At 69.2% G+C, this 22,475-nt stretch carries 22 protein-coding genes; 15 read left to right on the plus strand and 7 right to left on the minus strand.

Going from position 1 to position 22,475, the window contains the following annotated elements; translation table 11 throughout:
* Positions 1 to 201 (plus strand): amidase family protein (locus AC1DYI_RS00860; protein WP_477202182.1); only part of this gene is annotated, 201 nt, incomplete at its 5' end.
* Complete coding sequence (gene gatB, locus AC1DYI_RS00865) at positions 198 to 1,667, plus strand: Asp-tRNA(Asn)/Glu-tRNA(Gln) amidotransferase subunit GatB (RefSeq protein WP_477202183.1); 1,470 nt, start codon at positions 198 to 200, stop codon at positions 1,665 to 1,667. The genes AC1DYI_RS00860 and gatB, both read left to right, overlap by 4 nt.
* A 59-nt stretch (positions 1,668 to 1,726) precedes the next feature.
* Here gatB and AC1DYI_RS00870 read toward each other — a convergent pair whose 3' ends face one another.
* From AC1DYI_RS00870 to pyrE, 5 genes are all read right to left on the minus strand, one after another.
* The gene (locus tag AC1DYI_RS00870) at positions 1,727 to 2,083 is read right to left on the minus strand and encodes an EF-hand domain-containing protein (RefSeq protein ID WP_477202184.1); all 357 of its coding nucleotides are present in this window, start codon (positions 2,081 to 2,083) and stop codon (positions 1,727 to 1,729) included.
* Complete coding sequence (locus AC1DYI_RS00875; protein WP_477202185.1) at positions 2,080 to 3,687, minus strand: S10 family peptidase; 1,608 nt, start codon at positions 3,685 to 3,687, stop codon at positions 2,080 to 2,082. The genes AC1DYI_RS00870 and AC1DYI_RS00875 overlap by 4 nt, the downstream gene beginning before the upstream one ends.
* A 128-nt stretch (positions 3,688 to 3,815) precedes the next feature.
* Positions 3,816 to 4,196: an MliC family protein gene (locus AC1DYI_RS00880; protein ID WP_477202186.1), complete on the minus strand. Its 381-nt coding sequence runs from the start codon at positions 4,194 to 4,196 to the stop codon at positions 3,816 to 3,818.
* 33 nt (positions 4,197 to 4,229) lie between these two features.
* Entirely contained in the window at positions 4,230 to 4,943 is a 714-nt protein-coding gene (locus AC1DYI_RS00885; protein WP_477202187.1) for a hypothetical protein, read from the minus strand.
* Positions 4,944 to 4,951: 8 nt separating this feature from the next.
* The gene (pyrE, locus tag AC1DYI_RS00890) at positions 4,952 to 5,617 is read right to left on the minus strand and encodes an orotate phosphoribosyltransferase (RefSeq protein ID WP_477202188.1); all 666 of its coding nucleotides are present in this window, start codon (positions 5,615 to 5,617) and stop codon (positions 4,952 to 4,954) included.
* 23 nt (positions 5,618 to 5,640) lie between these two features.
* Between pyrE and AC1DYI_RS00895 the strand changes: the two genes are divergently transcribed.
* From AC1DYI_RS00895 to AC1DYI_RS00905, 3 genes are all read left to right on the plus strand, one after another.
* Positions 5,641 to 6,429: an exodeoxyribonuclease III gene (locus AC1DYI_RS00895; protein ID WP_477202189.1), complete on the plus strand. Its 789-nt coding sequence runs from the start codon at positions 5,641 to 5,643 to the stop codon at positions 6,427 to 6,429.
* 155 nt (positions 6,430 to 6,584) lie between these two features.
* Positions 6,585 to 6,986 (plus strand): DUF3597 domain-containing protein, encoded by a 402-nt coding sequence (locus AC1DYI_RS00900; protein WP_477202190.1) that lies wholly within the window; start codon positions 6,585 to 6,587, stop codon positions 6,984 to 6,986.
* Positions 6,987 to 7,038: 52 nt separating this feature from the next.
* Positions 7,039 to 7,293 (plus strand): GlsB/YeaQ/YmgE family stress response membrane protein, encoded by a 255-nt coding sequence (locus tag AC1DYI_RS00905; RefSeq protein ID WP_477202191.1) that lies wholly within the window; start codon positions 7,039 to 7,041, stop codon positions 7,291 to 7,293.
* A 60-nt stretch (positions 7,294 to 7,353) separates the two neighbouring features.
* Here AC1DYI_RS00905 and AC1DYI_RS00910 read toward each other — a convergent pair whose 3' ends face one another.
* Positions 7,354 to 8,247: a DMT family transporter gene (locus tag AC1DYI_RS00910; protein WP_477202192.1), complete on the minus strand. Its 894-nt coding sequence runs from the start codon at positions 8,245 to 8,247 to the stop codon at positions 7,354 to 7,356.
* Positions 8,248 to 8,259: 12 nt separating this feature from the next.
* Between AC1DYI_RS00910 and AC1DYI_RS00915 the strand changes: the two genes are divergently transcribed.
* The 10 genes from AC1DYI_RS00915 to AC1DYI_RS00960 all read left to right on the plus strand — a co-directional run bounded on the left by AC1DYI_RS00915 (position 8,260) and on the right by AC1DYI_RS00960 (position 21,341).
* Positions 8,260 to 9,447: an ABC transporter substrate-binding protein gene (locus tag AC1DYI_RS00915; protein WP_477202193.1), complete on the plus strand. Its 1,188-nt coding sequence runs from the start codon at positions 8,260 to 8,262 to the stop codon at positions 9,445 to 9,447.
* Complete coding sequence (locus AC1DYI_RS00920) at positions 9,444 to 10,451, plus strand: ABC transporter substrate-binding protein (RefSeq protein WP_477202194.1); 1,008 nt, start codon at positions 9,444 to 9,446, stop codon at positions 10,449 to 10,451. The genes AC1DYI_RS00915 and AC1DYI_RS00920 overlap by 4 nt, the downstream gene beginning before the upstream one ends.
* A gap of 4 nt (positions 10,452 to 10,455) precedes the next feature.
* Positions 10,456 to 12,663, plus strand: a complete 2,208-nt coding sequence (locus AC1DYI_RS00925; protein WP_477202195.1) for a PAS domain S-box protein — start codon at positions 10,456 to 10,458, stop codon at positions 12,661 to 12,663.
* Entirely contained in the window at positions 12,660 to 15,749 is a 3,090-nt protein-coding gene (locus AC1DYI_RS00930; RefSeq protein WP_477202196.1) for a CHASE domain-containing protein, read from the plus strand. The genes AC1DYI_RS00925 and AC1DYI_RS00930 overlap by 4 nt, the downstream gene beginning before the upstream one ends.
* A complete protein-coding gene (locus tag AC1DYI_RS00935; protein WP_477202197.1) occupies positions 15,746 to 16,174 on the plus strand; it encodes a response regulator in 429 nt (142 codons plus the stop codon). The genes AC1DYI_RS00930 and AC1DYI_RS00935 overlap by 4 nt, the downstream gene beginning before the upstream one ends.
* A gap of 5 nt (positions 16,175 to 16,179) precedes the next feature.
* Positions 16,180 to 17,712, plus strand: a complete 1,533-nt coding sequence (locus tag AC1DYI_RS00940; protein ID WP_477202198.1) for a sensor histidine kinase — start codon at positions 16,180 to 16,182, stop codon at positions 17,710 to 17,712.
* Between the two features lie 21 nt (positions 17,713 to 17,733).
* Positions 17,734 to 18,636: a diguanylate cyclase domain-containing protein gene (locus AC1DYI_RS00945; RefSeq protein ID WP_477202199.1), complete on the plus strand. Its 903-nt coding sequence runs from the start codon at positions 17,734 to 17,736 to the stop codon at positions 18,634 to 18,636.
* Between the two features lie 203 nt (positions 18,637 to 18,839).
* Positions 18,840 to 19,478 carry an MBL fold metallo-hydrolase gene (locus tag AC1DYI_RS00950; RefSeq protein WP_477202200.1) on the plus strand — a complete coding sequence of 213 codons (639 nt, stop codon included), beginning with the start codon at positions 18,840 to 18,842 and terminating at the stop codon, positions 19,476 to 19,478.
* Between the two features lie 211 nt (positions 19,479 to 19,689).
* Entirely contained in the window at positions 19,690 to 20,523 is an 834-nt protein-coding gene (locus tag AC1DYI_RS00955; protein ID WP_477202201.1) for a helix-turn-helix transcriptional regulator, read from the plus strand.
* A gap of 146 nt (positions 20,524 to 20,669) precedes the next feature.
* A complete protein-coding gene (locus AC1DYI_RS00960; RefSeq protein WP_477202202.1) occupies positions 20,670 to 21,341 on the plus strand; it encodes a Crp/Fnr family transcriptional regulator in 672 nt (223 codons plus the stop codon).
* Positions 21,342 to 21,457: 116 nt separating this feature from the next.
* Here the strand turns inward: AC1DYI_RS00960 and AC1DYI_RS00965 are convergent, their stop codons facing one another.
* Entirely contained in the window at positions 21,458 to 22,381 is a 924-nt protein-coding gene (locus AC1DYI_RS00965) for a M48 family metallopeptidase (RefSeq protein WP_477202203.1), read from the minus strand.
* Positions 22,382 to 22,475 lie beyond the last annotated feature (94 nt).

Consider the following 22,475-nt stretch of genomic DNA (forward strand, 5'->3'; position numbering starts at 1 on the left):
ATCCAGGCCTACCTGGCCGACATCTTCACGCTGCCCGGCAGCTTGGCCGGCCTGCCCGGCATGAGCGTGCCGGCGGGCTTCGGCGAAGGCGGCATGCCGGTGGGCCTGCAGCTGCTCGGCAACTACTTCGCCGAAGGCCAGCTGCTGCACGCGGCGCACGCCTTCCAGCAAGCCACTGACTTCCACACCCGCCAACCATGAGCAGCATCCCGCAACTCATCCGTGGTTACGAGGTCGTGATCGGCCTCGAAACCCACGCCCAGCTGTCGACCGCGTCGAAGATCTTCTCCGGTGCGTCGACCCAGTTCGGCGCCGAGCCGAACACCCAGGCCTGCCCGGTCGACCTGGCGCTGCCTGGCACGCTGCCGGTGATCAACCGCGGCGCGGTGGAGCGGGCGATCCGCTTCGGCCTGGCGGTGGGTGCGAAGGTCGCGCCGCTGTCGATCTTTGCCCGCAAGAACTACTTCTACCCTGACCTGCCCAAGGGCTACCAGATCAGCCAGTACGAGACGCCGGTGGTGCAAGGCGGCAGGGTGCACTACTTCGTCGGCGACCAGGCCAAGACGGTGCACCTGACCCGTGCCCACCTTGAAGAAGACGCCGGCAAGTCGATGCACGAGGGGCTGGAGACGCCAGGCTGCTCGGGCATCGACCTGAACCGCGCCGGCACGCCGCTGCTGGAGATCGTCACCGAGCCCGACATGCGCTCGGCCGCCGAAGCCGTGGCCTATGCCAAGACCTTGCACACGCTGGTGGTGTGGCTCGGCATCTGCGACGGCAACATGCAGGAAGGCTCATTCCGCTGCGACGCCAACGTCTCGGTGCGCAAGCCCGGCGCGCCCTATGGCACGCGGCGCGAGATCAAGAACCTGAACAGCTTCCGCTTCCTGCAGATGGCGATCGACGCCGAGGTGCAGTGGCAGATCGACGAGATCGAGGACGGCCGCGCCGTCCAGCAAGCCACCGTGCTGTTCAACCCGGACGCCAACGGCGGCCGCGGCGCGACGCGCTCGATGCGGACCAAGGAAGACGCGCACGACTACCGCTACTTCCCCGATCCCGACCTGCCGCCGCTGGTGATCGCGCCTGAGTGGATCGCCGAGGTCAAGGCTGCGATGCCCGAGTTGCCCGGTGCGATGGCCGAGCGCTTCGTCACCGCCGACGGCCTGGCCGAGTACGACGCGTCGATGATGGCGCAGAGCTTGGCGTTCGCCCGCTACTACGAAGCGGCCCGCGATGCGAGCAAGGCGCCGAAGCTGGTCGCGAACTGGCTGATGGGCGAGGTCAGCAAGCGGCTGAACACCGAAGACCGAGAGATTGCGGACGTGCCGGTGGCGCCGGCAACTTTGGCCGCGCTGATTGCGCGCATCCAGGACGGCACGGTCTCGAACAACGCGGCCAAGCAGGTCTTCGAAGTCCTGTGGACCGGTGAAGGCACGGACGTCGACGCAGTCATCGAGGCCAAGGGCTTGAAGCAGATGAACGACAGCGGCGCGCTGGAAAAGATCGTCGACGACGTGATCGCTGCCAACGCCAAATCGGTCGAGGAATACAAGGCCGGCAAGGACAAAGCCTTCAATGCGCTGGTCGGCCAGGTGATGAAGGCCAGCAAGGGCAAGGCCAACCCGGCGCAAGCCGGTGAGCTGCTGAAGGCACGTCTGACCTGACGGTTGAACGGCACGCCATCCGCCAAGCGGGTGGCCGCTCTGCGTTGCAGGTGCCTGCGTTATCTCGCGGCGGCCCGCAGAGCGAGATAAGCCTGCACCTGAGCCCAGCTGACGCTGCCGTGGCCACTGCTGTCGATCGCGTCGAAATGGCGCGCGACAAAGCCCAGCCCCGCGGCCTCGGCCTGGGCGCGGCTGATGTGGCCTTGGCCCGAGGTGTCGGCCGCCTCGAAGCGGCCACGCAGCTTGGCATCGACTTGCGCCTGCAGCGCCGCGCCCTCGCTGGCTGGCGCGGGCCGGGTGTGGCGCAGCGCTTCGGGCAGCGCGGGGTCTCGCAGCACTGGCGTGGCGGCATTGGCGCAGAACGTGGCCAGCAGGGCCGCTGCTGCGGCAAGGGCTCGGCGTTGCAAATGCTTCATTTCGCCACCCCCTGGTTCGATGCGCGGGCCGCTGCCAGCGCGCCTTGGTAGAACGCCGCGAGGTCGGCCTTCTCGACCCGCCGCGAGTCGTCGTCGAGGTAGGTCATGTGGCCGCCGACATAGGTGCGCACCGTGAAACGCGGCGCCAGCGCAGGCAGCCGCTGCAGGTCGCGCTCGGTCTGGTAGAACGGTGTCGCCAGGTCGTCCACGCCGGCCAGCGACAGCACCTGCAGCGACGGGTTCAGCGTCATCGCTGCGGCCAGATCGGGGATGCCGTCGGGCACGAAGTTGCCGTCGTGCGAGAAGTCCCAGTAGTCGATCGCGTTGACGACGGTGGCATAGCGCGTCTTCGTCCCGTAGCCCAGCACATTGGGCAGATAGGCGCGGATGGCGTCGCCGAACTCGCTGCTGATGACTGTCGATGAGGGGTCGCCTTCGGCGGCCAGCGGACTGCCGATCGGCACCGCCATGCGCGCGTCGTAGCGGCCGGTCAGCTGGCCTGCGATCAGCTGGCGCTGGAAGCGGTCGGGCCCGAGGCTGAACTCGCTTTGCCACAGGCTCAAGCCCGCGCCGGTGTTGTCGACCAGCTGGTTGTACAGCTCGTTGCTCGGTGTACCCGTGCCGGCCAGGTAGTCCTCGACCACCGGGTGGTAGCTCAGCTCAGCGAAGCTGCGCATCTCGCCAAGGAAGGCGCCGAGGTCGGCAGGCACCGGGTTCGTCAGTTCGAACCAGGCGCCCACGGCCGAGTAGCTGGGCAGGTAGCCGGTGCAGTCGGCGGTGTCGGGCGCGAAGATCGCACAGTTGCTGTTGTAGTCGAGGATCGACGACTGCAGCATCACGCCGGCCAGCGGCACGCCCGCCGATTCGAGCCTCTCGGCCAGCACGGCGCTGCGCAGCGTGCCGTAGCTTTCGCCGAACAGGAACAACGGCGAGGCCGCACGGCCGTTCAACGCCAGCCAGCGCCGGATGCTGTCGCGGAACAGGTCCGCGTCGGCGTCCACGCCCCAGAAGCTGCGGTTCATGTACGGGCTGATCGCTTCGGACAGGCCGGTGCCGACCGCGTCGATGAACACCAGGTCCGACTGGTCGAGCAGCGACTCGGCGTTGTCAACCAGTGCAAAGGGCTTGGTCGGCGTGGTGCTGGGTGCGCCGGTCACCAGCCGCTTCGGGCCGAACGAGCCCAGGTGCAGCCAGACGCTGGCCGAGCCCGGGCCGCCGTTGTAGAAAAAGGTCACCGGCCGCGTGGCCGGGTCGGCGCCGTCCTTGGTGTAGGCGACGTAGAACATGCTGGCCAGGGCCGAATCGCCGACCAGCGCGCGGGCCGTCAAATGGCCGGCGGTCGCGGTGTAGGCCAGCGTGCTGCCGCCGAGCTTCAGCGTGTGCGGTGTGACCGCCGCAGCTTCGGTGGCACTGCTCAGCGAGGCGCCAGCGGCGCCGCTGTAGCTCACCGGGTCGTCATAGGCCAGCTCGACATCGCTGCCGCCCCCGTCGCCACCCCCGCCGCCGCAGGCCGTGACCAGCAAGGCGAACACGCCGCAGCAGGCGGCACTCAGCAGGGTCGACCTGCTGAATGGCCGGGTAGACAAAGTCGACCGGGGGGACATCAAGGGCAGTCGCATGGCCGCAGCTTAACGCCGGCCGATGACACCGTGTCAGCGCCTGTGACGAGGCCGGCGCGTGGCGGAACGAAGCGGGCCTGCGCGTGACCGAGCGCCGCTGCTGCCGGGCGATCTCAGCGCGACGGCGTGCTGGCGCTGGCCGGCGGCGCCAGGCCCAGGGCCTCGGGCCGCAGTGCCTGCACGACCAGCTTGCACGACAGCTTGTCCTGGCCCTTGCGTTCCAGCACCGCGTCGCGTTTGACCATCGTGATCGTGACGCCGGCCTTGGGCGACGTGTAGCGGGCCTCGCGCGAGTCGCGCACGCGCTGCAGCGTCCAGTTCTCACCTTCGTAGCGCACCTGCGCGCCGCGGGGCGAGAAGTCGCCCCTCAGCGTGGTGCCGCCATCACATTGGTAGTCGGCCGGGCCGGCGATCGCCGCCGTGCCGCCCAAGGCCATCACGCCGGCGAGCAGCCACAGGCGGGCGGGGTGGCGGGTGAAAGGCTGGGTCGGCATGGCAGTCATCGGGCGCTTCCGGAAAGTGGGGAATCAAGGGGACGAGGGGTTGCGGCTGGCCGGTGCCGATGACGGCGTTGGGATCGGCCCCATGCCGCCGGGCGCAGCGCCGGCCCACAGGGCGCGCAGCCGCACCAGCTCGGCGTCGAATTGTTTGGTCAGGCGCTCGCGTTCGGCTTCCTGGTCGCGCAGGATGATGTCCTGGGCTTCGATCGCGCCTTCGTTGGCGGCGATGCGGGCGCGCAGCGCCTGCGGCAAAACCTTCTTGCCAACGGCCTCTCGTTCGCTCTGCAGAACCTGTCTTTCCTCTTCCAATTCGGCCAGGCGGCGCTGTGCGGTCTCGATCTGCTTGTCCACCGGTTCCTGCGCCCGGGTGCGCGCTGCGTCATGCCGGAGCAGGTCGGGGTAGCGCGTCAGCAGCGCGCGGTCGCGCCGGGCCTCGGCTTCGCGCGCCACGCGCGCCTGTTCGGCGTCACGCCGCACCTTCTCGGTCCGGGCTTTTTCCTCCGGGCTTTGCGCCGGCGGCAACACCCCTTTGGGGCTGCCGTCGCGGTTGAGCATGCGCTGTTCCTGCGCGACGCACTCGGGAATCGGCCGGTCCGAACTGAGCCGGTGGCCTTGCGCGTCGATGCAGGTGTAGATCGACGTCGCCGGCGCGTCGTTGGGCTTGGACGGTTTGGGCGGCGGCGTTGCAGCCCCCGCCGCTGCGGTCAACACCACCAGCAGACCGGCCCAGGTGTTGCGCATGGTGCGGCTCACACCCCGTAGCGCTGGCGGTAGGCCTCGACGCGGCCGGTGTTCGCCTTCAGCACGGGGTCGTCGGTTTCAGCCAGGAACTGCATCAGGTCGGCGAGGGTGGCAATGGACAGGACCCGAAGTCCCAGGTCCTGCTCAACGTATTGAACACCCGATCGGTTGTCCGCCGAGTTGTCGCTCGCGCGTTCTTGCCGGTCCATCGTGATGGCCACCCCGACTGGCGTCGCGCCGGCGGCGCGGATCATGTCGGCGGCCTCGCGCTTGGAGGCGCCGTCGGTGATCACGTCATCGATGATCAGCACCCGGCCCTTGACCGGCGCGCCGACCAAGGTGCCACCCTCTCCGTGGTCCTTGGCTTCCTTGCGGTTGTAGGCGTAGGGCACGCTCTTGCCCTCTTTCGCCAGCCCGATCGCGACMGCTGCGGCCAGCGTGATGCCCTTGTAGGCCGGGCCGAACAGCATATCGAACTCGAGGCCCGAGGCGATCAGCCGGCGTGCATAGAATTCGCCCAAGCGCGCGAGCTTGGCACCGTCGTCGAACAGACCGGTGTTGAAGAAGTAAGGCGACTGTCGACCAGCTTTGGTCTTGAAGTCGCCGAAGCGCAGCACCCCGGCTTCCACCGAGAACTTCACGAATGCCTGCGCCAGCGGGTCAGTGGAGGCCATGTTCGACATCGAGGACAACACCCATGGGTTTTCGCCTGGTCACGCTCAACCTGAACGGCATTCGTTCGGCCGCCAACAAAGGATTTGTCCAGTGGGCTGAGCAAAGTCAAGCCGATTGTATGGGGGTGCAGGAGGTCAAGGCCCAGGCGCCGGACGTGGCCGGCCGCTTCGAACAGGTGGCGGGCATGAGCGGCCACTTCCACTATGCCCAGAAGAAGGGTTATTCGGGCGTCGGCCTGTACACCCGCCATGAGCCCAGCGAGGTGATCACCGGCCTGGGCGAGCGTCAGTTCGACGACGAAGGCCGTTATGTGGAAGTCCGCTTCGACAAGCCCGGCCGCAAGCTGAGCATCATCAGCTGTTACTTTCCCAGCGGCTCGTCGGGTGAAGAGCGGCAGTTGGCGAAATACCGCTTTCTCGAGGTGATCTACCCGCATCTGATGTCGCTGAAGGGCCAGCGCGAATTCATCCTGGTCGGCGATGTCAACATCGCCCACAAGGAGATCGACCTGAAGAACTGGAAGGGCAACCAGAAGAACTCCGGCTTCCTGCCCGAAGAGCGGGCGTGGATGACGCGGCTGCTCGAAGAGGCCGGCCTGGTCGACGTGTTCCGGCGCCTGAACGACAAGCCCGAGCAGTACACCTGGTGGAGCAACCGCGGCCAGGCCTGGGCCAAGAACGTCGGCTGGCGGCTGGACTACCACCTGGCCACGCCGGCGCTCGCCGCGCACGCCCACCGCGAGCAGATCCACCTCGAGCCGCGCTTTTCAGACCACGCGCCGCTGACGATCGACTACGACTTCAGCCTTTGAGCGCGGCCCGAGGGTCGGGCTGACATCTCCCTGCGCCCGACTGCGCTGCTCGACCCCGTTCCCGCTTGTCCGTACCATGCGCCGGTGGTCGAAGGCTGCGCGGCCTGCCATCCCGTCTTGCTGCGCCGTCTTGGCACCCTCATCAGGAGCGGGGCATGGGATTCTTCAGCAAGATACTCGAGAAGCTCGGCATCGGCGGTGAGGCGGCGGCTGCCGACCACGCTGCCCCACCACCGGCAGCCGCACCGGCCAGCCCGAGCGTCGTTGCCTCGGCCCCGGTGGTCAACCCGATCGCCCTGGTCGACGTCGTGGCCCAGCTCGAGAAGCGCGCGGCCGCGAACCCCCAGAAGCTGAATTGGCGCACCTCGATCGTCGATCTGCTCAAGCTCCTGGACATCGACAGCAGCTTCGCGGCGCGCAAGGAGCTGGCCGTCGAATTGCGCTGCCCGGATGACCTGATGGGCGATTCGGCCAAGATGAACATGTGGCTGCACAAGAACGTGTTGGCACAGATCGCGGCCAACGGCGGCAACGTGCCCAAAGAGCTGCTGGACTGAGCCGGCCCGCAGGGCGGGTCAACACCACACACACCTATCGAGGGGTACGGACATGGGCTGGATCGTCACGTTGATCATTGGCGGCGTCGTCGGCTGGCTGGCCAGCATCGTCATGAAGACGAACGCCCAGATGGGCTTGATCGCCAACGTGCTGGTGGGCGTGGTCGGCTCGCTGCTGGGCTCGTGGATCGCCGGGCTGCTGGGCATCGGGCCGGTCGGCGGCCTGCTCAGCTTCGTGATTGCATTCGGCGGCGCGGTGCTGCTGATCTTCATCCTCGGCAAGCTCGGCATCTTTCGAAAGACCTGATACGGGCTGCAGCCTCCACGACACCCGCAACGATGCGGAATGGCCTACCGCATCTAACGATCAGCGTTTGAGCACCGTTGCCGCCAACAGCGGCAGCTGCGCCAGCAGGATGCAGCTCAGGATCACCGCGCAGCCGGCCCAGCCGCTGGGGCTCAGCCGATCGCCGACCAGCAGCGCACCGAAGATCGCGGCGAACACCGCTTCGCTCGACAGCACCAGCGCTGCGTCCGCCGCATGGGTGTGGCGTTGGGCCACCACCTGCGCGGTGTAGCCGATGCCGACCGAGATCAGCCCGGTGTAGGCGATCGCGCCGGCGGCGGCGCGAACCCCGTCCCAGCTCATGCTCTCCAGCGCTGCGGCCGCCACCAGGCTGAGCACGCTGCAGACCGCGAACTGCACGCAGGCCACCGTGTAAGGCGCGCCGAGCCGCCCAGCGGCCCAGCCGACCAGTACCACGTGCAGCGCCCATGGCAAGACGCTCGCGATGACCCACCAGTCGCCGACCACCATGTGCACGGCCTGGCCCCCGGTCAGCAGCCAGGTGCCCACCACACAGCCCAGCGCTGCCGGCCAGGCGACCCAATGCGGCCGGTGRCCAAACAGGGCCCAGGCCAGCAAAGGCACCGCCGGTACATACAGCGCGGTCAGGAAGCTGGCGTTGGTGACGCTGGTCGTCAGCATGCCGACCTGCTGCAGTGCCGCGCCGAGGAAGATCAGCGTGCCCAGGCCCAGCAACAGCAGCCAGCGCGGCGGACCACCCGCGGGTTGTGGCGGCGCCGCGCGGCCCCGCTCGCGCCAAGCCAGCGGCGCGACCACCAGCGCGCCCAGGGCAAAGCGCAGCCCGGTGAAGCCCATCGGCTGCATGCTGTCCATGCCCCAGGACTGCGGCACGAAGGCCAAGCCCCAGATGGCGGCCACGGCCAGGAGAAGCCCGTCGGCCTGCCAGCGTTTCATGTTGATGTTTTGATGGATGACAAAGCCGGCCAGCATAGCCGCAGCGCATTGCCAACAAGACCGCGCAGCGGACTGGACAGCCTGCCGATCGGGGCCGAAGATGGCCTGGGCGATCGGGCCGGCAGCGGCCCCGTCGGCACCGTGCAGCGAAGCACGGTGGCACTGCACCGAGCCATGCACACAGGGAATGCCATGCACTTCGGCCGCGCGACAGGTGGGGTTCGAGCCCGGCGGTTCGCGGCGGCGCTGCTGGCCGGTGTGGCACTGGCCGGCGGTTCGCTCACGGCGCGCACAGCCGAGCTGGTGTTGGCCACCGCCCGCACCTCGCTGTCGCTGCCGATCCGCGTGGCCGAGTCGCAAGGCTTCTTCGCGGCCGAAGGCGTGACAGTTCGCACCACCGAATGCATCAGCGGCCAGCGTTGCCTGCGCCAGATGTTCGAAGGCGCCGCCGAGCTGGCCACCAGCTCCGACCTGCCGGTGATGTTCAACAGCTTCACGCGCGACGACTACGCGGTCGTCGCGACCTTCGTCACCGCCTCGAACGACTTGAAGTTGATCGCGCGCCGCAGCGCCGGCATATCGGCCGCTGCGCAGCTGAGCGGCAAACGCGTGGGCACCGTCAAGGGCACCAGCGCACACTACTTTCTCGACGCCTTCCTGCTCTTCAACGATGTCGACCCGCAGGGCGTCAAGATCATCGGCCTGGCGCCGGAGCAGATGGCCGCGGCATTGGAAAAGCGTGACGTCGACGCGCTGGCGGTGTGGGAACCCGATGGCTGGCTGGCGGTGCGCGCGGTGGGCGCCGATGCGATCGTGCTGCCCAGCCCGCGCATCTACACCGAGTCGTTCAACCTGGTGGCCAGCCGGCGCGTGCTGGCCGAACGCACCGAAGACGTGGTGCGTGTGCTGCGCGCACTGGCGCGGGCCCAGCGCTTCATTGCCGAGCGGCCGCGCGACGCGCAGGCGGAGCTGAAGCAGCGCCTGGGGCTGGACCAGGCCTTCGTCGACTGGGTCTGGAAGGACCTGGACTACCGCCTCGGGCTGGATCAGTCGCTGATCACCACGCTCGAAGCCGAGGCCCGCTGGGCGCTGCGCGAGGGCCATGTGCCGGCCGGCCAGCGGGTGCCCAACTACCTGCGTTTTGTCGACCCCGGCCCGCTGCGCAAGGCGCTGCCGGACAACGCGTCGATTCTTCGATGAGCGGACAGCGCTTGCGCCCCCGCTGGGGTCGGCGGCTGCGCCAGCTGGCCGTGGGCTGGCTGGCCGGCTTGGCCTTGCTCGACGCCGCGGTCGGCGCAGATCTGCGGCTCGCGGTGTCGCGTGGCCCGGTGTCGCTGCCCTTGTATGTGGCCGATGCCAAGGGCTACTTCAGTGCCGAGGGTGTGGGCGTGCGGCTGATCGAATGCCACAGCGGCCGGCAGTGTTTCGCGCAGCTCGAAGAAGGACAGGCCGACCTGGCGACGGCGGCCGAGTTGATCATCGCGCTCGACAGCCTGAAGTCGTCCAACGCGACCATCGTGGCGACCTTGAGCAGCTCGGCGCAGCAGATCAGGCTGGTCGCGCGCCAGAGCGCGGGTATTGCCGTGCCGGCCGACCTGCGCGGCAAGCGGATCGGCACCGTGGCCCGCACCTCGGCCCAGTTCTTCCTCGACAGCTGGCTGCTGTACCACGAGATCGACGTGGCCGATGTTCGCGTCGTCCCGCTCGGGGTCGACCAGCTCGTCGACGCGCTGGCGGCGCGCCGTGTCGACGCGGTGGCGATCTGGGAGCCTGTGGCGGCGCAGGCGCAGGCGCAACTCGGGCGCGACCTGGCGCCGCTGCCGGCGCCTCGCGTCTACAACCAGCATTTCGTGCTGGCGGCCGCTCGCGCCTTGCTGGCCGTGCGCGAGACCGATGTGCAGCGACTGCTGCGAGCGCTGTTGCGCGCCGAGCAACTGATCGCCGAGCGCCCGGCCGAAGCGGCCGAGATCCTGGCCAGCCGGCTGCAATTGGACCTGGGCCAGGTCAAGGCCACGCTGGGGGAGCACGAATTCCGGCTCAGCCTGACGCCGGCGCTGCTGAGCACGATGGACAGCCAGGCCCGCTGGGCCATCCGCGAGCACCTGGTCGAGCCCGGGCAACGGGTCGGCACGCTGCTGGGGGCGATCGATTCCGCGCCGCTGCGAAAGGTGGCGCCGCAGGCGGTCAGCTTGCCGCTGCCCTGACGCCATGCGCATTCGCCACCAGCTGACCGTCTCGGCGCTGATCGCGGTGGTGATGACCGGCGCACTGCTGCTGGGATTGCTGCAGGCCATCCGCGTCAACCAGGAGGGCTTGCAGCAACAGGTCGACGCGCAGGACGTCGCCCGCGACGTGGGCAGCCTGCTGACATTGACCAACGAGTTCGCGACCTACGCTGGCGAGCGGGCCGCTGCGCAATGGCGCTTGCGCCACCAGCAACTGGTGGCCACCGTCGACCGCGCGATCGAACGTTCGTCCCCGGCGTCGCCGGCGCTGCTGGAGCTGCGGCGCAACATCGACAACCTGCCGCCCTTGTTCGAGAAGCTGGTCCAGCAGTCGCTGGCGCCGCCCTCGGCCCTGGAGCAGCGACGCCACGAGCTGCTGGTCGAGCGCCTGCTGACCGAGACGCAGGAGGTGATCGAGAGCGACCACCGCTGGGGCCATGGCGTCGCCCTGCGGCTGGCCGATGACCAGCGCCGCTTCCACCTGCTGGTGCTGGTCACCCCCGGCCTGCTGCTGGTGCTGCTGGTGGCCCTGGGCCTGATGGTGTGGCGGCGCGTGTTGCGGCCACTGGCCCAGATCGAAACGGCGGTGACCGCCATCCGCGCCGGTGACCTGTCGGCTCGCTGCCATGTCGAGGCGGTGGACGAACTCGGCGACACCGCGCGGGCGGTCGACTCGATGGCCGGTGCGCTGGCCGAACAGACCGATGCGCTGCGCGCCTCGGAACGCCATTTGCGGCTGGTGACCGACAACATGCCGGCGCTGATCGGCTACATCGGGGCCGACGGTCGCTACGCGATGGTCAACAAGGCCTACGAAGCCTGGCATCAGCTGCCGCTGGCGAAGATCGTCGGCCAGCGTCCCGACGCCCTCGAGGACGCCGACAGCCTGGCCTTGTTCGCGCCGCATCTGGCGCGCGCCTTCGCCGGCGAGGCGGTCGAATTCGACGCCGACGTGCTGCGGCGCGGGCGCAGCTGGTCGATGCACATGAACTACATCCCGCAGCTCGACGCGCAAGGCCGCACGGTCGGAATCTATGTGCTGGGCAACGACCTGACCGCGCTGCGCCAGAGCGAGCGTCAGCTGCGCGCGGTGATGGAATCGTCGCCCCTGGGCATGTTCCACGCCGATGCAGCGGGGCGCTGTCTGTATGTCAACCCGGCCTGGTTGAAGATCGCCGGCATGAGCCTGGAGCAAAGCCTGGGCGACGGCTGGGCCCGCAGCATCCACCCGGAGCACCGGGCCCAGGTGGAAGAGACCTTTCGCCAGGCGCGCGACGGCCACGGCGTGATCGCCTCCGAACACCGCTACTTGCGCCCTGACGGTCATGAGGTGTGGGTGCGCGCGCACGGCGTGGCCTTGCGCGAAGGCCATCGGGTCATCGGCTACATCGGCACCGTCGAGGACATCACTGCCCGCCGCCAGCTCGACGCCGAACTGGCCGCCCGCAGCCAGGAGCTGGCGCGCTCGAACGCCGAGCTGGAGCAGTTTGCCTACGTCGCCTCGCACGACCTGCAAGAGCCGCTGCGCATGGTCACCAGCTACACCCAGCTGATCCTGCGGCGCCACGGTGAGCAGTTGCCGACCGAGGCGCGCGAGTTCATGGCTTTCGTCGAGGATGGCGGCAAGCGCGCCCAGGCCCTGATCGGCGATCTGCTCAGCCTGGCTCGGGTCAACAGCCAGGGCAAGCCGATGGCCGCGGTGCCGCTGCAGACGGTGCTCGACGAGGTGCTGTGGGGTCTGCGTCTGTTGATCCAGGACAGCCAGGCGCAGGTCACGCATGACGACGCGCTGCCCACCGTCTGGGCCGACAAGCGCCAGCTCGGCCAGCTGATGCAGAACCTGCTGGCCAACGCGCTGAAGTTCCGCAGCATCGAGCCGCCGCGGGTGCATGTGGGCGCGCGACGCGAGCCCGACGGGCGCTGGCGCATCAGCGTGGCCGACAACGGCATCGGCATCGAGCCCAAGTTCCACCAGCGGGTGTTCGCGATGTTCCAGCGCCTGCATCTGCGCGACGAGTACCCCGGCACCGGCATCGGCCTGGCGATCTGCAAGAAGGTGGTCGAGCGCCACGGTGGGCAGATCGGGGTCGACGCCGCGCCGGGTCGCGGGTCGACCTTCTGGTTCACGCTGAGCGCCGTGGCAGATGAGGTGAGCGGCAGTGGCGACCTGACGCTGGAGTCTGCGCCATGACGCTTTCGCGGCGTCGCAGCTGGTGGCTGTCGGTGCTGGGGCTGGCTTTGGTCTATTACGCCGCTGGGCGCCTGGGGCTGCTGCTGGCCTTCGAAGGCAGCAACGCGTCACCGGTGTGGCCGCCGTCGGGCATCGCGCTGGCGGCGCTGGTCTGGGGCGGCCGGCGCCTGCTGCCCGGTGTGGCCGTGGGCGCCTTCGCCGCCAATGCTGTGGTCTTCGCCGCCAACGGCGCCGCGTGGCCAGTTGTGCTGGGCGCCTCGCTGGCGATCACCGTTGGCAATTCACTCGAAGCGTGGCTTGGGGCCACGCTGCTGCGCAAATGGGTCGGCAAGCCCAGTCCGTTCGAACGCCTGGCGGATGTGGCCAAGTTCATCATCGTCGCCGCGCTGGCCAGCGTCACCAGCGCGGCGATCGGCACCGCCACCTTGCTTGTCGGCGGCGTCATCCCCTCAGCTGCCACCGCCACCGTCGCGTGGACCTGGTGGACAGGCGACACCACCGGCATCCTGGTCGTCGCCCCGTTGGTCATCGCCTTGGGCCGCAGCACCACCCCGGGCTGGTCGCTGAAAGCGATGCTGCCGGCCTTGGGCTGGCTTAGCGTGGTGGCCGTGCTGGGTACGCTGGTGTTCGCTTTCCCGGCCAGCGCCCCGACCGCCGATCGCCGGATGGTCTGGCTGTTCATGCCTTGCATCGCCTGGGCGGCCTACCGCCACGGCCCGCTCGGCGTGGCCGCGGCCACCTTGCTGACGGCCAGCCTGGCGGTCTGGGGCACCACGCGCGGGCTGGGCCCGTTCTCTCACGGCCACCTGAACGATGCGCTGATCGTGCTGCAGACCTTTGTCGGTCTGGCCGCCGTGACCGGCCTGGTGCTGGCCGCCGACCGGCGCGAACGGCAGCAATTGGGGCGCCAGGGAGCGGTCACGCGCGACCTGGCGGTGCCCTGGGCCGTGCTGCTGGGTTGCCTGGGCGTGGCGGTGGTCGGCTGGCACCTGATGGCCTCGGACACCGAACGACGGGCGCACGAGCGCTTCGGCTTCGTCGCCGCCGACATCCGCGACCGTGTGGCCACCCGGATGGTCGCCAACGAACAGGTCTTGCGCGGCGCGGCCGGTCTGTTCGCCGCCGCGAACGAGGTCCGGCGCGATCAGTGGCGAGCCTATGTGCAGCAGCTGGAGCTGGCGCGCCACTATCCGGGCATCCAGGGGGTCAGCTTTGCGCCGTGGCTGCGGCCGGACGAACTCGTCGCCCATCAGCAAGCGGTGCGGGCGGAGGGTCTGGCGGACTATGTGGTGCACCCGCCGGGTGAGCGCGCCGGCCACAGCCCGGTGGCCTACATCGAACCGTTCGATGAACGCAACCGGCGCGCCGTCGGCTTCGACATCTTCAGCGAAGCGGTGCGCCGCGCCGCGTTGGAGCGGGCGCGCGACACCGATGAGCCGACGCTGTCCGGCAAGGTCGCGCTGGTGCAGGAAAACGGCGTCGACGTCCAGGTCGGCGCGCTGATGTGCTTGCCGGTCTTCCAGCGCGGCCAGGCGGTCGACACGGTGGAGCGCCGTCGTGCCCAACTGCGCGGCTTCGTCTGCATCGCCTTGCGGCTGGACAACCTGATGCGCGGCGCCCTGGGCCCAGTGGCCGAGCTGGAAGGCGTGGCGGTGCGGCTGTACGGCGGCCGCTCGACCAGCGACCCAGAACGGCTGATGTTTGACAGCGCCGCGGGCCAGCCGACGGGCAGCACCGTCTTTCGCAGCGGCAGCACACTGTCGCTGTCCGGCCAGGAGTGGACGCTGCTGGTGCAAGGGCTGCCGCAGTTCGAAGCCCAGATCGATCTGCAGAAGGCCCAGATCGTGCTGATCGCCGGCGTGGGCCTGAGCCTGCTGCTGTTTGCCCTGGTGCGGGCGCTGACCCTGACGCGTGAGCGTGCACTGCTGCTGGCCGAGGACATGAACGCCGCGGTGCGCGATTCGCAGGCCCAGTTCCGCTCATTGGCCGAATCAGCCAGCGAGGCGATCGTGATTGCCGATGCCGATGGCCGGGTGCGCTCGTGGAACCGCGCCGCGGCGGCCATCTTCGGCCACACGGAGGCCGAGATTCTGGGCAAGAGCCTGATCCGCCTGATGCCCGAGCGTTTTCGCGCGGAGTACCGCGCCGGCCTGGCGCGGGTGCAGGCCGGCGGCCCCACGCCTGCATGGGGCCAGACGGTGCAGCTGACGGGCCTGCGCGCCGACGGGCACGAGTTCCCGATCGAGCTGTCGCTGGCCGGGTGGGACAGCGCCGGCGGGCGCTTCTACAGCGGCATCATCCGCGACATCAGCCAGCGGGTGGCGGCCGACACCGAGCTGAAGGCCAAGACCGAAGCCTTGCAGCGTTCGAATGCCGAGCTGGCGCAGTTCGCCTACGTCGCCTCGCACGACCTGAAGGAGCCGCTGCGCACCGTGGCCAGCTACAGCCAGCTGTTGTCGCGCCGCCACCAGGCCCAGCTGAGCCCCGAAGGGCAGGAGTTCGTCCAGCTCATCGGCGAAGGTGCCAAGCGGGCCCAGGCGCTGGTGTCGGACCTGCTGAGCCTGGCCCGGCTCGACAGCAGTGCCGGGCCGCTGAGCCCGGTGCCGCTGCAGGAGGTGCTCGACGAGGCCCGCCGCCTGCTGGCCACCGCTCTGCAGGACAGCCAGGCCGAACTCAGCAGCGAGGCCTTGCCCTGGGTGCTGGGCGACCGCGCGCAACTGCTGCAGCTGTTGCAGAACCTCATCGACAACGCGATCAAGTTCCGCCGGCCGGGCGTGCCGCTGGYCGTGCACCTGTCGGCCCGGCGTGAAGCCGATGGCGCGTGGCGCATCGACGTGACCGACAACGGCATCGGCATCGAGCCGCGCTTCCACGAGCAGATCTTCACGATCTTCCAGCGCCTGCACCGGGCCGAGATCCCCGGCACCGGCATCGGGCTGGCCATCTGCAAGAAGGTGGTCGAACGCCACGGCGGGCGCATCGGCGTCGAGTCGATAGTTGGCCAGGGTTCGACCTTTTTCTTTACCATCGCTGCAGCGGAGGCAGAAGTGCCGGACATGCACCGTGCACTCGACACCAGGTCATGAACATCCTGCTCGTCGAAGACAACCCGGCCGACATGCGCCTGGTGCGAGAAGCCATGACCGAGTGCGAGGCACCTGTTGCCTTGCACTGGGTGACCGATGGCAGCGCGGCGCTGGATTTCCTGCACCGCAGCGGTGGCCACGAAAAAGCCCCGGTGCCCGACCTGGTGCTGCTGGACCTGAACCTGCCCGGCATCGGCGGCAAAGAGGTGCTCAGCGAGATCAAGCGCGACCCCCGGCTGAGCAGCATCCCGGTGGTGGTCCTGACCTCGTCGTCGGCGCGCCAGGACGTGCTCGACACCTACCGCGCCCACGGCAACGCCTACATGGTCAAGCCGGCTGACTTCGAGGACTACCTCGAGCTGGTCGACCGCATCCAGGCCTATTGGCTGGGTGGCGCCGTGCTGTTGCCCTCGCGCGCGGGTTGATGACCATGAGCCAAGGCCTCGCCTCCGTGCTGCTGATCGAAGACAACCCGGGCGATGCACGCCTGGTGCGCGAACACCTGAGCGACCGTTTCGGCGACGCCTGCCGCCTGCACCAGGCCGATTCGCTGGACAGCGGCCTGCGCTGGCTCAACACGCAGACCGCCGACCTGATCCTGCTCGACTTGTCGCTGCCCGACAGCCAGGGCCTGGAGACCTTCTTCTCGATCCATGCGCACGCCCCCGGCACGCCGGTCGTGATCCTGAGCGGGCACGACGATGACGAACTCGCGCTCGACGCCGTCCGCGCCGGTGCCGAAGACTATCTCGCCAAACAGCACGCCGACGGTGTGGCACTGGCCCGCAGCATGCGCCACGCGGTCGAGCGGCGAAGGGTCGAGAAAGCCTTGCGTGAAAGCGAGGCGCTGTACCGCACCATCGTCGAGACCGCTGAAGAGGGCATCCTGCAGCTCGACGAGCGCCGCACCATCTGCTTCGTCAACAGCCGCATGGCGAGCATGATCTCGCGCCCGCCCGACCAGTTGCTGGGCCGGCGCTTCGAGGAGCTGGTCGACCCCAGCCAGGCCGAGGCGGCGATCAAGCTGCTGGCGCTGTGCGCGATGGGCGAGCGGCGCACGATGGAGGTCAGGTTCCGGCGCGACGACGGAGCCCCGCGCTGGGCCTTGATGGCCGCGGGCTCGGTCCACGCCTTCGGCAGCGAGGCCTACGGCCTGGTCGTGATGCTCAGCGACGTCACCGGCCGCATGCTGGCCGAGCAGGACCTGGCCCGCCTGGCGCGCGGGCTCGAAGAGCGCGTGGCCCAGCGCACCGCGCAGCTGGAGGCCGCCAACGCCGAGTTGACGCTGTTCAACCACGCCATTGCGCACGACCTGCGCACGCCCTTGAACGCGGTCGTCGGCTACGCCTCGTTGCTGGCGCACGAGGAGGGGGCCAAGCTCTCGCCCACGGGGCAGCAGCATCTGCAAGTCCTCAAGGGCAGCGCGCAGGACATGGACGAACTGGTGGGCGGCCTGCTGTCGCTGTCGCAACTGGACCATGCGCCGGCGCGGCGGGTGGCGCTGGACCTGTCGGCGCAGGCCCGGTCGGTCATCGAGCAGTTGCAGATGACCGAGCCCGGGCGCCGGGTCGAGGTCGTGATCGACCCTGGCCTGCAGGCCGAGGGTGACCCGGCGCTGGTGCGCGATGTGCTGGCCAACCTGCTCGGCAATGCCTGGAAGTACACCGGCCGTTGCGCCCAGCCCTGGCTGCATGTCGGCCTGGCACTGGCCGACGGGCGCGAGACCGTGTTCGTGGTGCAGGACAACGGCGTAGGATTCGACATGCGGGCCAGCGCCAAGCTGTTCCAGCCATTCCAGCGACTCGCCTCCAGCGAGGGTTTCGAGGGCACCGGTGTCGGCTTGGCGACGGTTCGGCGCATCGTCGAGCGGCACGGTGGCCGCGTCTGGGCCGAAAGCCAGCCCGGCCAGCGAACCAGTTTCTTCTTCACCCTCGCCGCCCCGACCGAACCCGCTTCGCCGTAAATCTGCCACCTTGTTGTTCTGATGGCTGATGCTTCCTACGTTCTGCTGGTCGAAGACAACCCGGGCGACGCCCGGCTCGTTCGCACGATGTTCGAAGACGCTTCGCCGGGCACCCTGCCCGAGCTGCGCTGGGACCAGACCGTGCGCGCTGCCAGTGAGCGCCTGAGCCGCGAGCCGGGCTGTGCGGCGGTGTTGCTCGACCTGGGCCTGCCTGACTGCGCCGGCGTCGAAGCCCTGGCGATGTTGCGCGACCAGACCGAGCAGGTGCCGATCATCGTGCTGTCGGGCAACGACGACGAGGAGGTCGGCCTGTCTGCCGTGGTCAACGGCGCGCAGGACTACCTGGTCAAGGGCCGCTTCGATGCTGGCCTGCTGCGGCGTGCGCTGCAGTACGCGGCCCACCGCAAACGCGTCGAGCAGAAGCTGATCCAGCGCGCGATGCACGACCACCTCACCGGCCTGCCCACGCGCGCGCTGCTGCTGGACCGGCTGCGCATGGCGCTGAACGCGACCGACCGCGCGGGCAGCCGCGGCGCCCTGCTCTTCATCGACCTCGACCGCTTCAAGCAGATCAACGACCTGTACGGGCATGCCACGGGCGACGCGGTGCTGCTGGCCGCCGCGCAGCGCATGCAGGGCGCGGTGCGGGCGAGCGACACCGTGTCGCGCGTTGGTGGTGACGAATTCATCGTGCTGCTGCCGGTGATCGGCCCGGACGACGCGGCGCAGGCGGTGGCGCAAAAGCTGTTGCAGGCCTTGGCCGCGCCGGTGCCCGTGCCGGGTGGTGAATCGGGCGTCAGCGCCAGCATCGGGGTGGTCGAGTTCGGCACCGGTGAAGCCAGCGCCGAAGAGCTGATCGCCCGCGCCGACGAGGCGATGTACGCCGCCAAGCGCGAAGGCCGCGCCACGGTCCGCCAGGCCTAAGAGCCTGAGAGCCTTTCAGCCACGCCCGCTCATCACGCCAGAACACCCCCCGGTTGTTGTTGCAAATGCTCGCCATAGCACGAGCTATGACTGTGCTTTGCGCCTAAACCGGGGGCGCCCTGGCGCCCTGCTCGGACGCGCCCGAAAAACTCTCAGGCTCTGAGCCGCCCGGGCGTCGGCGAGCGCCATGCGAACATCGTGGCGTGCTGCGTTACCACACCGTCCCCGTCACCCCCTTCCAGCAAAACTGTTCGCTCGTCTGGTGCGACCAGACCCATGAGGCCGCGCTGATCGACCCCGGCGGCGAGGTCGAACGGCTGAAGGCTGCGGTGGCCGAACGCCAGCTGAAGCTGGTTGCGCTGTGGTTGACCCATGCGCACATCGACCACGCCGGTGGCACCGGCACGCTGGCGCGCGAGCTGGGCCTGCCGATCATCGGCCCGCACCCGGGTGACCAGTTCTGGATCGACGGGCTGCCGCAGCAAAGCAAGATGTTCGGCTTCCCGGCCGCCGAGCCCTTCGCGCCGACCCGTTGGCTCGACGACGGCGACACCGTGACGCTGGGTCGCAGCACGCTGGCCGTGCGCCACTGCCCGGGCCACACGCCGGGCCATGTCGTCTTCCACAGTGCCGAGGCGCAGCGCTGTTTCGTCGGCGACGTGCTGTTCGCCGGCTCGATCGGCCGCACCGATTTCCCCGGCGGCGACCACGCGACCTTGATTGCCAGCATCACCCAGCGCCTGTGGCCGATGGGTGACGAGACTGTCTTCATCCCCGGCCACGGCCCGGAAAGCAGCTTCGGCCACGAGCGCCGCAGCAACCCCTTCGTCGCCGGCACCTGAGCCGCCGCCGCTGCTGGCGGCGTCCAGTTGGGCCCTGGGGGCGCCTGCTAACCCCCCAACGTTGGTGGTGAATTTGTCACAAACAGTGACACTCAAAGTGGCCGCACAGGAGCAAGGCACGTGCCTAAGCTTCAGACCTCACTGGAACCACGTGTCGCCCCCGCGGTCGCGGGCCCCAAGTCACGAACTCCGGTGTGCAAGGAGGTTGACCATGGAACTTTGCGTTTCACCGGCCCTTTCCGCTCCCGGCCTGGCAGCAGTTCGCCCGGCTCTCGCCAAAGAAGACGGCATCGCCCGGGCCAGCGCCGCCGTCTTGGGCTCCAGCATCTCGGCCCTCGGCCAGGCATTGGGTTACCACGGGCCCGRGCGGCGCGGTGGTGCTGCGCTGCTGACCCGGCTGATGACCTTGATGCTGGACGAGATCGACTACGGCTTGCTGCTGCTGGGTGACGGCGGTCGCGTGCTGCATGCCAACCATGCAGCTCGTACCAGCCTGGGCGCGCCGCTGCACCCGCTGCAGTTGCAGGGCCACGAGCTGCGCACCCGGCTGCAAAAGGACGCGGCGCCCTTGCACCAGGCGCTGCATGCGGCCGCCAGCCGCGGCCTGCGCAAGCTGATGACGGTCGGTGAAGGCGCCCAGCGCGCCGGCATCGCGATCGTGCCGCTGCTGGCCACGCCGGGTCATCACGCCGCGGCGGCGCCGACGGTGCCGGCGACCTTGTTGGTGCTGGGCCGGCGCGAGGTCTGCGGCGGTTTGTCGGTGCAGGGCTTCGCCCGCGAGTACCGGCTGTCGCCAAGCGAGGCCCAGGTGCTGAGCGCGCTGTGCGAAGGCTGCTGCCCGAACGAGATCGCCGAGCGGCATGGCGTGAAGATCGCCACCGTGCGCACGCAGATCGCCAACATCCGCGCCAAGACCGGCGCCGACAGCATCCGCGAGCTGGTGCAGCAGGTGGCGGTGCTGCCGCCGATGGTCGGTGCGCTGCGGCGCCAGRCCGAGGTGCCGACACTCGGCTCGGGCTTTGGCGCGAGCCTGATGACCGCCTGAGCGGCGGCGCGCCCCGGGGCGGCCCCCGGGGCGCGTCGGCCCGCGTGGTGTGCGGGCCACGCCGGCCTGCCATCTAGCGCGCTATTTCGGCGGCATAGCGTCATCGATGACGCGGCCGCCTCAGGGTGCTTGCTAGCATCGCGGCCATGGCGTCGCCTTCCGCTTCCCCTGACGGGGCTGACGAGTTGCTGGCCCGGCTGGCGGCGGTCTCGCCCAGCGTGGCCGCGCTGGCGGCGCGCGGCGAGGTGCGGCGTTATCGCAAGGGCATGCTGCTGATCCAGGAAGGTGACCAGGGCGACACGCTCTACATCGTCTTGCAAGGCCGGCTGCGCGCGTTTGCCCAAGGCGACAACGGGCGCGAGATCACCTACGGCTCTTATGGCGAAGGCGAGTTCATCGGCGAGATGAGCCTGGACGGCGGGCCGCGCTCGGCCAGCGTCGAAACCCTCGAAGCCACGGTCTGCGCCGTGGTCACCCGCGCGACGCTCGAGCGCCACATCGCCGACGAGCCAACCTTCGCTTTCGAGCTGTTGTCCAAGGTCATCCGCYGCGCCCGCGCCGCCACCGTGTCGGCCAAGCAGCTGGCCCTGAACGATGTCTACGGCCGGCTCAAGCTGCTGCTGGAAGGCAGCGCCGTGCCGCAGCCCGACGGCAGCCTGTGGATCGCCGAACGGCTGACCCACCAGCAGATGGCCCACTACTTGGGCTGCTCGCGCGAGATGGTCAGCCGCTTGATGAAAGACCTGCAGGACGGCGGCCACGTGAGCGTCGAGGGCAAGGGACTGCGGCTGAAGAGCCGCTTACCCATGCGCTGGTGAATGTTGGCCCCCACGGCCCCTTCCGGGGCCTGCCCCCCAAAGGGGGCTCGCGCAGCGGACTGGCAAAGCCAGATCCGCGCACGCCACTTGAAGGCGGCGGCTCCTGCGGAGCGCCGTCAATTCGGCGTGGTGGCGGGAGGAGGGCCGTAGACCTTGGGCGGCCGAGGGGCGGCGGCATACAGCGGCTGCACTTTCGGCAACGCGGCTTCCATGTCGCGCACGCGTGTCGGGCCTGCTGGGTGGGTGGAGATGAACTCGGGTGGGGCGCTTTCGGCGGCTTTCATCATCTTCTGCCACAGCGTCACGCCGGCCTTGGGGTCGTAGCCGGCACGTGATGCCAGGTCGAGCCCGATCAGGTCGGCCTCGGATTCGTCCTCGCGGGAAAAACGCAAGGTCAGCAGCTGCGCGCCGACGTTCAGCGCGGCGTCGCCCAGGTCGCCCAGGCCGAACAGCGAGCTGATCAGGCCGGCGCCGACGCGCGTGGCGACCGTCTTGCCCACGCGCTCGCGGGCGTGCTCGCGCAGTGCGTGGGCCATCTCGTGGCCCATGATCATCGCGACCTCGTCGTCGCTCAGCTGCAGCCGTAGCAACAGGCCGTCGTAGAAGGCGATCTTGCCGCCCGGCATGCAGAAGGCGTTGAGGTCTTTCTTGTGGAACAGGTTGACCTCCCAGCGCCACTGCGCCGCGCGGCTGTTCCACGACGAGGCGAAGGGGATGATGCGCTGCGCGATCGCACGCAGCCGGACCAGCTGCGGCTCGTCATCACCGGCCAGCACCGCCTTGCCGTTGGCCTCGCGCTTGAGGTAGCCGTACTGCTGCGTGGCCGATTGCTCGATCTGGTCGGCCGAGATGAAGCGGGTGAAGCGCGATTCGCGGCCGACGTCGGCACGCACGCCGTCCTGGGCTTGGCTCAGCGCYGGCAGCAACGCGGTGCCCGCCAGCAGCCACCCGCCGACGCGCCGGCGCTGGTGCCGCCAGCAAGCGCAGCCTGTGTCATGCAGGGCGAGCGGCGGCAAGTCAAGCGGCAGGTCGTACGGCATGGGCGGCTCGAAAAGACGGACCAGACCATTGTGAGCCGCTGCCGCGCCCTCCGCGATCGGCTTGAACCCGCTCGTCGCGGGCGACGCGGTGGCG

It is taken from the genome of Ideonella sp. P3_A4, assembly GCF_056403075.1.